Origin of the sequence: Pseudomonas hamedanensis (assembly GCF_014268595.2) — a bacterium.
GTDB lineage: Bacteria > Pseudomonadota > Gammaproteobacteria > Pseudomonadales > Pseudomonadaceae > Aquipseudomonas > Aquipseudomonas hamedanensis.
In genome coordinates this window covers 2,505,707-2,517,025 of sequence record NZ_CP077091.1, presented here as the reverse complement: position 1 = coordinate 2,517,025, position 11,319 = coordinate 2,505,707, and the positions used below count along the sequence as shown (strand labels likewise).

Below are 11,319 nucleotides of genomic sequence, written 5' to 3'. Positions count from 1 at the left end.
ATCAGTTCTCCAGGACGCTGAGCAGGCCGAGGGGCAGCGGAACATCCATCAAGCGATCGAACAGCAGATAGAGACCAATCGCCATCAGGCTGATGATCACTACACTCGGTAGCCAGCGGCCGCCGTACAGACGGGCCATCGGCACACCGGTAATGATGCTGGCGACGATGAAGCCAAGGGGTTCGAAGGTGCCGGCAAACACCAGCAACAACGCGACACAGATCGCGATCTTGGTCAGGGTTTCACGATCCAGCGGCGGCTCGTCGTCGCTGTGTTTGATCGGCGCCGGGCGGAACACCATGTACAACAGGGCCGCGCCCATCAGGCCGAGCATCAACAGCGGGAAGGCGCGAGGGCCGACCGGTTCGTAGGAAAAAGCCGCCTGGTACGGCCACGCCATCAGAGCCAGGCCGGCACACACCAGCAACAGCACCGAGGCGAAAATACGTTGAATAAGCATGGGAACTCCTGTGCTGCGTCCCCGGAACCGGGGACGCAGCCGCTAGACAGAGACGATCACTGGATCAGGCCGAACTCTTTGGCCAGCACTTTGTAGTCCGCGACTTGCTTCTTCACATAGGTGTCCAGTTCCGGCCCGGTCATGGCGAACGGGAACAGTTCACGCTGATCGCGCAGGGTGGCGAACTCGTCGGAGGCCAACAGTTTGTCGAACGCGTCTTTCCACCAGGCGTAGTCTTCGTCGCTGACTTTTGGCCCGAGATAGAAACCGCGCACCACCGGCCAGACGATGTCGTAGCCCTGTTCGCGAGCGGTCGGGATGTCCTTCATTTCCGGCTCGTCGAGACGCTTGTCGGCGAACACCGCCAGCAGACGCATATCACCGCTCTGGATGTGTGGCATGGAGTCGGAGATATCGGTACTGCCGACCTGGATGTGACCGCCGAGCAGGGCGGTGGCGATTTCACCGCCGCCTTCGAGCGCCACGTAACGCAGCTCGCGCGGATTGATCCCGGCGGCCTTGGCGATCAGTGCAGTCTGCATCCAGTCCTGGCTGCCGACGGTGCCGCCGGAACCGATGACTACCGAGCCTGGATCTTTCTTCAGGGCCTGAACGAGATCGTCGAGGGTCTTGTAGGGCGAATCGCTTTTAACGGCGATGGCGCCATAGCTGGTGCCGACGGCCGCGAGCCAGCGCACGTTGGTTTCATCGAAACGGCCGAACTTGCCCTGAGCCAGGTTCAACAGCGAACCGCTCGACCAAGCGACCAGCGTGCCGGCGTCGGCCGGGCGCTGCGCGACCACGGCGTTGTAGGCCACCGCGCCGACGCCGCCGGGCATGTAGGTCACGCGCATCGGTTTGGTCAGCAATTTCTGATTGACCAGTGCGCTCTGCACCAGTTTGCAGGTCAGGTCGAAACCGCCGCCCGGGGAGGCCGGCGCGATACATTCCGGGCGTTTCGGTTCGGCCATGAGTTGGCCGGCGAATAGCATCGCGCCAGCGGCGAGAGCAACTTTACGCAGTGATAAGTTCATCTGAGTCTCCTTGGGGAGTTGTTGTTATGGACGTGCAGAATTACCAAAGGGCAACGCTTGGCTCAGCAACAGGCGCAGGTTTTCGCAGCGCGGGCGCATTGACGGGTACATCGGAAGGGAAATCGGCATGGCCCGGCACGCAAATATCGGCCAGGGCGGGGTTGTAGCGGGGAGGGTGGGCCTGTGTGATAGCCCTGGGTTGCATGGACGGCATGCGGGTGTGCTCCGTTTATTGTTCTTATTGGTCGAAAACGCTTCGTGGCGTTTTTCGTGCGCTGTGTGGCAGCAGCGACGGCAGTCGAAACTGTCCGTAAACCGACTCTAACCGGCTAACCTTTCAACAACCTTTCAGCTGTCTTTCACGGTTTTCGGGCTTCACAGCGGCGGTTGCGGCTGTAAACTCCGCGGCAAAGCGTGGCGTCGGCCATCCCAGAACGAGGTAAAAATCCATGCGTGTCCTGCTCGTCGAAGACCATCTGCAACTGGCCGAAAGTGTCGCGCAGGCGCTCAAGAGCACCGGGCTGACCGTGGATGTGCTGCACGATGGCGTGGCCGCCGATCTGGCGCTCGGCAGTGAGGAGTACGCCGTGGCGATCCTCGATGTCGGCCTGCCGCGCATGGATGGTTTCGAGGTGCTGGCGCGCCTGCGTGCGCGCGGCAAGAACCTGCCGGTGCTGATGCTGACCGCGCGCAGCGATGTGAAGGATCGGGTGCACGGCCTTAATCTCGGCGCTGATGATTACCTGGCCAAGCCGTTCGAACTGACGGAGCTGGAAGCGCGGGTCAAAGCCCTGTTGCGCCGCAGTGTCCTGGGCGGTGAGCGTCAGCAGCGCTGTGGCGTGCTGGCCTATGACCTCGACACCCGGCGCTTCACCCTTGGCGAAGAATTGCTGACGCTGACCTCGCGCGAACAGGCCGTGCTCGAAGCGTTGATCGCCCGGCCGGGGCGGGTGATGAGCAAGGAGCAACTGGCCGCCCAGGTCTTCGGTCTTGACGAAGAAGCCAGTCCGGACGCGATCGAAATCTACGTGCACCGGTTGCGCAAGAAGCTCGACGGCCATCCCGTGGCCATCGTGACCTTCCGCGGCCTCGGCTATTTGCTGGAAAGTCGCGATGCATAAGCCCAGCAGTCTGCGCTGGCGTTTGCTGTGGAACCTCGGATGGTTGCTGGTAGTGCTGATGCTCGCCAGTGGCTTGAGTGCTTACTGGAACGGCCGCGAAGCTGCCGATACCGCCTATGACCGCACGCTGCTGGCCTCGGCGCGAACCATTGCCGCAGGTTTGTCGCAGCGTGACGGCAGCCTCAGTGCCGACGTGCCTTACGTGGCCCTCGATACCTTCGCTTACGACAGCGCCGGACGTATTTATTACCAAGTCAACGACATCCATCAAAAGCTGATTTCCGGCTACGAAAACCTCCCCGGTCCGCCACCCGGCACACCACGCACCGACAGCTATCCGGCACTCGCGCGGTTCTATAACGCCAAGTACAACGGCCAGAACGTGCGGGTGGTCAGCCTGCTCAAAGCCGTGACCGAACCGAACATGAACGGCATGGCGGAGATCCGCGTCGCCGAAACCGACGAGGCGCGGGTAAGCATGGCGCGCAGTCTGGCGGCCGATACTTTGCTGCGTCTGGGCATGCTGGCCGTGGGTGCGTTATTGCTGGTGTGGTTCGCAGTCAGTGCGGCGTTGCGCCCGCTGGAGCGCTTGCGTACTGCGGTGGAAGAGCGCCAGCCCGACGACTTGCGCCCACTGCCGTTGGTGGAAGTGCAGCATGAGTTAGGCCCCTTGGTTCGCGCGCTCAACCATTTCACCGAACGCCTGCGCGGTCAGTTCGAGCGGCAGGCGCAGTTCATTGCTGATGCCGCCCACGAATTACGCACGCCGTTGGCGGCATTGAAAGCGCGGCTGGAGCTGGGCCTGCGCTCCAATGAGCCGGAGATCTGGCGCACAACCCTGGAATCTTCGGCGCAGAGTACCGATCGCCTGACGCATCTGGCCAATCAGTTGCTATCGCTGGCCCGTGTCGAAAACGGCGCCCGGGCGATTGCCGAGGGCGGCGCGCAGTTGCTTGATCTGAGTCAGTTGGCCCGGGAACTGGGCATGGCCATGGCGCCGCTGGCACACAAGCGCGGTGTGGCGCTGGCACTGGAGGCCGACGAACCCGTGTGGCTGCGCGGCGAGCCGACCCTGCTCAACGAGCTGCTGAGCAATCTTGTGGATAACGCGCTGGCGCACACGCCATCGGGCGGCAATGTGATATTGCGCGTGACGGCGCCGGCGGTGCTTGAGGTCGAAGATGACGGACCGGGGATCCCGCTGGAAGAGCGCGACCGGGTGTTCGAACGGTTTTACCGGCGTAATCAGCAAGTGGCGGGATCGGGCCTGGGGTTGGCGATTGTCGGCGAGATCTGCCGTGCGCATCTGGCACAAATCACGTTGCATGATGGCGAGCGGGCGGGGTTGAAGGTGCGGGTGAGTTTTATCGCCGGGTAATACATTTGTGGCGAGGGGATTTATTCCCGGGTAGTAATTTTGTGGCGAGGGGATTTATCCCCGCTCGGCTGCGCAGCAGTCGCGGTTCAGCAATCGCAATCTGTCTGGTAAAACCCGGATCGCAGAGTTTAGGGTCGCTTCGCAACCCAACGGGGATAAATCCCCTCGCCACAGATCAGTAAAACATCGTCCGCGATTCTTCCAGGTCCGCGCACAATTGCTTGTTTTCCGGATCAATCCGCAGCTTTCTGAATGCCGGGACACTCAACGGGTCAATCCGCGCAAACGGATGGTCGCTGTCCTTGTTGCAATACAGACTCGCGACCTGCACGACATCGACGTAATCAATGCTCGCCGAGTCGCGCTCGAAGTTCTGATAGAGCAACGGCAGTTGCACCAGGCGTTCGGGAAACTCCCAGACCCGCAACAGCTTTTCACCCAGCAATGGATGAATCTGCTCGATCACATGGGTTAGGCTGACCGCATCCGAAAGCAGTTCGTTGTGGTCTTCGGCGTACGTCAGAATCGGCAGCACACCAATCTGATGCACCAGCCCGCCGAGCGCCGCTTGATCGGGCTTGAGCTGGGTGTGACGACGACACAGCGCATAGCTGACGCCGGCGATCTCCAGGCTGCTGCGCCAGACGTCGCGCATCTTCTGTTCGACCACTTCGGAGCGAGCGTTGAAAATCTGCTCCATCACGAGGCCGATCGCCAGGTTACTGCTGTAATTGATGCCCAGTCGAGTGATGGCGGTGTGCAGGTCGGTGACTTCCTGCGCAGCGCGCAGCAACGGACTGTTGACCACTTTGATCAGGCGCGCGGACAGCGCCGTGTCACGACCGATCACTTTGCTCAGGTCGCTGACGCTGATTTCCGGATCCTCGGCCGCCTTGCGAATTTGCAGTGCCACTTCCGGCAGCGTGGGCAGAACCAGGTCATCGTTATCGATGGCCTCAACCAAATCCTGTTGGACCTTTTCCGCCAGTTCGCTCATTTAGACTCTCTAGGGTGTTGCAACAATGCTGCGATCAACGCTGGATTTCGCGGTCGCGATCCAGTTCGTAAGGCAGGTCGAGCACGCGCAACGCGGGGCCTTCGAGGGCGCCCAGATGCAAATCGCCGGCTTCGGCAGCTTCGGCCTGCAACACTGCCAGGAGTTCAATGTTTCCTGCGGCACTGGCCGCAAGGACCACTTCACCGATCGCGCTGTTATGGCTCGGCGCGAACAGAGGCGTGCCCGGCTCGGGCAGCTCGGCGCTGTCCAGGCTCAAGCGATACAGGCGGCGCTTGAGTTTGCCCAGGTACTGCATGCGCGCGACGATTTCCTGGCCGGTGTAGCAGCCTTTCTTGAAACTCACACCGCCAACCGCTTGCAGGTTGAGCATTTGCGGGATGAACAGTTCGCGCGTGCTCGGCATGACCTGGCCGATACCGGCGCGGATCTGGCCCAGCAGCCATTGATTCAGCTCGCCTTCAGGCAGTGCTGCGGACAGTTGGCCTTTGACGCTTTGCGCCTGAGCGGCGGGCACCCAGAGTTCAGCGCGCTCGGGCGAGACGCGAATCGCGATCAGGCCGTCGTTGCGCACGACGCTGTCGGTTTCGGCGGGCAGTTCCAGGCCGATACCGGTCAGGACTGCGTCGCCATGCTCCACGCCGAAGCGCACCCAGGCGGCGCTTTCATCGGTCAGTTTCGATTTGGAGAACACCGCGTACTTTTTCAGGTCAGCCAGTTGCGGTTCGAGCAATTCGCTGGCCATCGCCAGAACCAACCCGTCACCCTCGAGCAGAATGCGGAAGCTGGACTGCATCCGGCCTTTCTGCGTGCAGCGGGCGCCGAGGCTGGCGCGGGTGTCACTCAGGTAATTGATATTGCAGGTCAACTGGCCTTGCAGGAATTTTCCGGCGTCCGCACCGCGAACCGCGAGTACGCCTTCATGAGACAGGGTGCAGAAAAAAGCAGAATCGGCCATGGGTCATCGCAGGGTAAATAGACTGGGGCACATCATAAGGGCGCGTTGTTGAAATGGGTAGTTGATAAAGGATCAAGGGTGCCCGACCAAAGCCGACTGTGCGGCCCGCGTCTGGGCTGTATACTGCCCGGCAAATTTGAGGAGGGCTCCATGGTCGAACAAGTTGAACTCAATCGCCTCTTTTGGCACAGCCGTCGCGGGATGCTTGAACTTGACGTGTTGCTGGTGCCTTTCGTGCAGGAGGTCTACGCGACGTTGAACCAAGTGGATCGCGATCTGTATGTGCGTCTGTTGACCTGCGAGGATCAGGACATGTTCGGCTGGTTCATGGAGCGCAGCGAATCGGACGATCCCGAACTGCAACGCATGGTCCGGATGATCCTGGACCGTGTCCAGCCCAAGTAATACGTTCGAATGTCGCTGGCATGCCTCACGGCAGTTGCTGGCGGCGTATCTGCTGGCTCAGGCGTTCGCCCTGGGTTCTGTGTTTCTGCTGGCGCTTCCGCTCTGGGCCAGTCTGCTCGCGGCGTTCGGCTGTGTGCTGCATGGCGTTTGGGTGCTGCCCAGGCAGATTTTGCTGAGTCATCCGAACGCTTTCTGCGGGTTGCGTCGTGACGCCGACGGCTGGCAATTGTGGAATCAAGCCAATGGCTGGCAAGCGGTGCAACTGCGCCCGGACAGTCTGGCGCTGCCGCTGATCGTGGTGTTGCGCTTTCGTTTGCGTGGGGAGTGGCGGGTCAGATCGATCTGCGTGCCACGTGACTCGCAGGCGGCGGATATGCACCGCCGCCTGCGAGTACGGCTCAAGTTCAGCCGACGTAGGTGGGCGGCACCAGAATAGTGTCGAGGGCCTCGGGCAGCAGGTTCGGGTAGTCGAGGGTGTAATGCAGGCCGCGACTTTCCTTGCGCTCCATGGCGGAGCGGATCATCAGTTCGGCGACCTGCGCCAGGTTGCGCAACTCGATCAGGTCACGGCTGACCTTGTAATTGCTGTAGAACTCGTCGATCTCGTCGAGCAGCAGGCGCACACGGTGCTGGGCCCGTTGCAGGCGCTTGTTGGTGCGCACGATGCCGACGTAGTCCCACATGAAACGCCGTAATTCATCCCAGTTGTGCGCAATGATCACGTCTTCGTCGGAATCCGTCACTTGGCTGGCGTCCCAGGCCGGAAGCGCGCTTGGCGCTGCGACTTTGTCCAGTTGCGCAAGAATGTCCGCCGCCGCCGAGCGCGCATAGACGAAACACTCCAGCAGCGAATTGCTCGCCATGCGGTTGGCGCCGTGCAGGCCGGTGAAGCTGGTTTCGCCAATCGCATACAGCCCCGGCACGTCGGTGCGGCCGTGTTGATCGACCATCACGCCGCCGCAGGTGTAATGCGCGGCGGGCACCACCGGGATCGGTTGTTGGGTGATATCGATGCCGAAGCCCAGGCAGCGCTCATAAACAGTGGGGAAGTGGCTTTTGACGAACGATTCGGGTTTGTGACTGATGTCGAGGTAGACGCAGTCGACCCCCAGACGCTTCATTTCATGGTCAATGGCGCGGGCGACGATGTCCCGTGGGGCCAGTTCGGCGCGCGGATCAAAGCGCGACATGAAGCGCTCGCCATTGGGCAGCTTCAGATGTGCGCCTTCGCCGCGCAGGGCTTCGGTGATCAGAAAACTCTTGGCCTGCGGGTGATACAGGCAGGTCGGGTGAAACTGGTTGAATTCCAGATTCGCCACCCGGCAGCCCGAGCGCCAGGCCATGGCAATGCCGTCGCCGCAGGCACCGTCGGGATTGCTGGTATAGAGGTAGACCTTGGCGGCACCGCCCGAGGCGAGAATCACGAAGCGTGCGCCGTAGGTGTCGACTTCGCCGGTGGCGCGGTTCAACACATAGGCGCCGAGGCAGCGATCGCCTCCCAGTCCCAGGCGGCGCGCGGTGATCAGGTCGACGGCGACACGCTGTTCCAGCAGTTCGATGTTCGAACGCTCTTTTGCCTGGGCCAGCAGGGTCTTGAAGATAGCGGCGCCCGTGGCGTCGGCGGCGTGGATGATGCGCCGATGGCTGTGGCCGCCTTCGCGGGTCAGGTGAAACTCGAAACCGCCGTCTTCGGTGCCGGACTGTTCGTCTCGCGTGAACGGTACGCCTTGGTCGATCAGCCACTGAATCGCTTCGCGGCTGTGCTCGACGGTGAAGCGCACGGCGTCTTCATGGCACAGCCCACCGCCGGCATTCAGGGTGTCGTCGACGTGGGATTCGACAGTATCGGTATCGTCAAGCACCGCCGCGACACCGCCCTGCGCCCAGAACGTCGAACCGTTGGCCAGATCACCTTTACTCAGCACGGCAATGCGCAGGTGATCGGGCAGGGTCAGCGCGAGACTTAAACCGGCAGCACCGCTGCCAATGACCAGAACATCGTGTTGGAACTGTTGGCTCATTTCAGGATTCCGCTCAAAGCGACCCGGGTCGGGGTTGGCGCAAGACAGCTGGATCGGCGAGTCAAGACAGCCACACAGCCCACTAGTATATAGAGGGGTTGGGCGGCACAATAGCCGGGCCCATATGGCATTGTGAAACTACTGTGACGAAAAAAACCGCTTGCTTCGTCGGAAGGGTTTTTCCGCAGCTTTGCGTAAAGACCGCTGTATCGGCGCTGAAACACGGTTTTTCGGTTCAAGGTCGTTCAATGTCCGGTGGGACGTCTATAAATAATTGGAACTTTTGCCAAAGGCCCAAGATCAATAGACGGTGCCAGAAACCAGGGACAGTGTCGGCTTCAATGCGGAATCTGAGGTTGGATTCCTGCCGGCGAAACCGATGACAAGATTATTCGCGCAGCCGGTTTATCCCGCGCTGCGTTTTTCGTGCGTGCCAAATCAGAGCCCGCAGGAAACTTGCTTGGAGGGGGAGAACTTTTGCGAAAAGCCCGAGTCTATGTTTGCAAGTCTGGTCGTTTAGTAATGCAAGTCTCCTCCGGGCTTATCGAGGAGTGTTCATGCTAACCCAGGAAGAGGATCAGCAGCTGGTCGAACGCGTTCAGCGTGGCGACAAGCGAGCTTTCGATCTGCTGGTGCTGAAATATCAGCACAAAATTCTCGGGTTGATCGTGCGTTTTGTGCACGACACCCATGAAGCCCAGGACGTTGCTCAGGAAGCCTTTATCAAGGCGTATCGAGCACTTGGAAACTTTCGCGGCGACAGTGCGTTTTATACGTGGCTGTACCGTATTGCCATTAACACGGCGAAGAATTACCTGGTTTCACGCGGCCGCCGGCCGCCGGATAGCGATGTAAGTTCAGAGGATGCAGAGTTCTACGACGGCGATCACGGCCTCAAGGATCTCGAATCACCAGAACGAGCACTGCTGCGGGATGAGATCGAAGGCACCGTCCATCGAACCATCCAGCAACTGCCAGAGGATTTGCGTACGGCTTTAACTTTACGTGAATTCGATGGTCTGAGTTACGAGGACATTGCGAGCGTCATGCAGTGTCCGGTGGGTACCGTGCGCTCCCGGATTTTCCGCGCTCGGGAGGCCATCGATAAAGCCCTGCAACCTTTGTTGCAGGAAAACTGAGACAGCGGCGACAGCCAAGAGAGGAACGCCATGAGTCGTGAAGCCCTGCAGGAATCGCTGTCCGCAGTGATGGATAACGAAGCGGACGAACTGGAATTGCGTCGAGTGCTCAACGCACTGGATGATGTTGAAACCCGTGAGACCTGGGCTCGTTACCAGATTGCTCGGGCAGCCATGCACAAGGATCTGCTGCTTCCGCGTCTGGATATCGCTGCGGCAGTGTCTGCTGCGCTGGAAGACGAAACGGCACCGGCCAAAGTTTCCCGCAGCCCATGGCGCAACCTGGGTCGTCTGGCTGTAGCCGCCTCGGTGACCGTTGCCGTTCTGGCCGGTGTTCGCCTGTACAACCAGGACGAAATTGCCGGCGTCGAACTGGCTCAGCAAAGCAGTCAGACCACTCTGGCTACTCCACAGGTCAAGGGGCCGGCTGTATTGGCAGGCTATAGTGAGAGTTCTGAAGCCACTGGTCCTATGGCCAACGGCGTATTGCAAGGTCAACCAGGCTGGCACGATCAGCGTCTGCCAGGCTATCTGCGCCAGCATGCGCAACAGGCTGCGCTGAAAGGGACTGAAAGCGCGCTGCCTTACGCACGTGCGGCAAGCCTGGAAAACCGTTAAGGAGGATCATGCGCGCCATACCTGTACTTTCGCTTCTGCTGAGTGGCTGGTTCATCGTTCCAGCCCATGCCGATGACGCTCAGGATTGGTTGACCCGTCTGGGCCAGGCCGAGCAGAAGCAAAGCTTCCACGGCACTTTCGTTTACGAGCGCAACGGTAGTTTTTCCACCCATAACATCTGGCATCGTGTCCAGAATGGCCAGGTCCGCGAGCGTTTGCTACAGCTCGACGGTTCGGCTCAGGAAGTTGTGCGCATTGACGGACATACTCAATGCGTCAGCGGCACCCTGATTGCGGGTCTTGGAGATTCACCCAATTCGACCGCTCGTTCCCTCGATCCCCAAAAGCTGAAGAACTGGTATGACCTTGCTGTCATTGGCAAGTCGCGCGTGGCCGGGCGGGATGCGGTAATCGTATCGCTGACGCCTCGCGACCAACACCGTTACGGTTTCGAATTGCATCTGGACAAGCGAACCGGCCTGCCCCTCAAGTCGTTGTTGCTGAACGACAAGGGCCAGTTGCTCGAACGCTTCCAGTTCACCAGCCTGGACACTGATGAAGTTCCGTCGGATAAAGACTTGCTCGCTGACGCCGATTGCAAGCCGATTACCCTCGACAACAACAAGGCGTCTGCGGTGAAAACGGCGCAGGTCTGGCGCTCGGACTGGCTGCCACCGGGTTTCGAACTCAGCAGCAGCACCTCGCACAAAGATGCGCAGACCAAGACTCAGGTCAACAGCCTGATGTATGACGATGGTCTGGCGCGTTTCTCGGTGTTCCTGGAGCCTTTGAACGGCGCGACGGTCACCGATACCCGCACGCAGTTGGGTCCGACCGTGGCCGTCTCCCGTCGCTTGACCACACCGCAAGGCGAAATGATGGTCACGGTGGTGGGGGAAATCCCGATTGGCACCGCTGAGCGAATCGCCTTGTCGATGCGCAACAATGATGGCGCTGCGACCAGCAAGCAGTGAGCTGATTTCGGTCATTCCCACTTCGTCGTCGAGACGTAGAAATGTTTGCTGAGCATTTTCATTTGCAAATCACCTGAAAATTTTTTATAGGTCAGAGCCTCACGGCTCTGGCCTTGTTTGTTGTTCCCGGAACAAAAATGCCGGTCAGTGGTTTCCGGTGTTCCTTTGCTCCATATCGCTTAACCCTGCTCGTCGT

General features: G+C 60.1%; 12 protein-coding genes. 7 read left to right on the top strand and 5 right to left on the bottom strand.

Annotated elements, in window-relative coordinates; all coding sequences use genetic code 11:
• Position 1: 1 nt before the first annotated feature.
• Together HU739_RS10830 and HU739_RS10825 are read right to left on the bottom strand one after the other, a co-directional pair.
• A complete protein-coding gene (locus tag HU739_RS10830) occupies positions 2-460 on the bottom strand; it encodes a tripartite tricarboxylate transporter TctB family protein (protein WP_186548901.1) in 459 nt (152 codons plus the stop codon).
• 56 nt (positions 461-516) lie between these two features.
• Positions 517-1,494 carry a Bug family tripartite tricarboxylate transporter substrate binding protein gene (locus tag HU739_RS10825; protein ID WP_186548899.1) on the bottom strand — a complete coding sequence of 326 codons (978 nt, stop codon included), beginning with the start codon at positions 1,492-1,494 and terminating at the stop codon, positions 517-519.
• Between the two features lie 449 nt (positions 1,495-1,943).
• On the opposite strand from HU739_RS10825, the gene HU739_RS10820 reads away from it, so the two are divergent.
• Positions 1,944-2,615, top strand: coding sequence for a response regulator (locus HU739_RS10820; protein ID WP_186548897.1), 672 nt, complete (start codon positions 1,944-1,946; stop codon positions 2,613-2,615).
• Positions 2,608-3,993: a sensor histidine kinase gene (locus tag HU739_RS10815; RefSeq protein WP_186548895.1), complete on the top strand. Its 1,386-nt coding sequence runs from the start codon at positions 2,608-2,610 to the stop codon at positions 3,991-3,993. Before HU739_RS10820 ends, HU739_RS10815 begins: the two co-directional genes overlap by 8 nt.
• A 175-nt stretch (positions 3,994-4,168) precedes the next feature.
• Here the strand turns inward: HU739_RS10815 and HU739_RS10810 are convergent, their stop codons facing one another.
• Together HU739_RS10810 and ygfZ are read right to left on the bottom strand one after the other, a co-directional pair.
• The gene (locus HU739_RS10810; protein ID WP_186548892.1) at positions 4,169-4,990 is read right to left on the bottom strand and encodes an HDOD domain-containing protein; all 822 of its coding nucleotides are present in this window, start codon (positions 4,988-4,990) and stop codon (positions 4,169-4,171) included.
• Between the two features lie 34 nt (positions 4,991-5,024).
• Positions 5,025-5,966 (bottom strand): CAF17-like 4Fe-4S cluster assembly/insertion protein YgfZ, encoded by a 942-nt coding sequence (ygfZ, locus tag HU739_RS10805; protein ID WP_186548890.1) that lies wholly within the window; start codon positions 5,964-5,966, stop codon positions 5,025-5,027.
• 150 nt (positions 5,967-6,116) lie between these two features.
• Between ygfZ and HU739_RS10800 the strand changes: the two genes are divergently transcribed.
• Complete coding sequence (locus HU739_RS10800; RefSeq protein WP_186548888.1) at positions 6,117-6,371, top strand: FAD assembly factor SdhE; 255 nt, start codon at positions 6,117-6,119, stop codon at positions 6,369-6,371.
• Complete coding sequence (locus tag HU739_RS10795) at positions 6,355-6,807, top strand: protein YgfX (RefSeq protein WP_186548886.1); 453 nt, start codon at positions 6,355-6,357, stop codon at positions 6,805-6,807. The genes HU739_RS10800 and HU739_RS10795 overlap by 17 nt, the downstream gene beginning before the upstream one ends.
• On the opposite strand, the gene nadB is transcribed toward HU739_RS10795, so the two are convergent.
• The gene (gene nadB / locus HU739_RS10790) at positions 6,776-8,392 is read right to left on the bottom strand and encodes an L-aspartate oxidase (RefSeq protein ID WP_186548884.1); all 1,617 of its coding nucleotides are present in this window, start codon (positions 8,390-8,392) and stop codon (positions 6,776-6,778) included. The two genes, HU739_RS10795 and nadB, sit on opposite strands and share 32 nt — an antisense overlap.
• A gap of 557 nt (positions 8,393-8,949) precedes the next feature.
• On the opposite strand from nadB, the gene rpoE reads away from it, so the two are divergent.
• The 3 genes from rpoE to HU739_RS10775 are packed head-to-tail and all read left to right on the top strand — an operon-like array spanning position 8,950 to position 11,123.
• On the top strand, positions 8,950-9,531 hold the full coding sequence (gene rpoE, locus HU739_RS10785) for an RNA polymerase sigma factor RpoE (protein ID WP_003172477.1): 582 nt from the start codon (positions 8,950-8,952) through the stop codon (positions 9,529-9,531).
• Positions 9,532-9,561: 30 nt separating this feature from the next.
• Complete coding sequence (locus HU739_RS10780) at positions 9,562-10,149, top strand: sigma-E factor negative regulatory protein (RefSeq protein WP_186548882.1); 588 nt, start codon at positions 9,562-9,564, stop codon at positions 10,147-10,149.
• 8 nt (positions 10,150-10,157) lie between these two features.
• On the top strand, positions 10,158-11,123 hold the full coding sequence (locus tag HU739_RS10775) for a MucB/RseB C-terminal domain-containing protein (protein ID WP_186548880.1): 966 nt from the start codon (positions 10,158-10,160) through the stop codon (positions 11,121-11,123).
• The last annotated feature ends 196 nt before the right edge of the window (positions 11,124-11,319 follow it).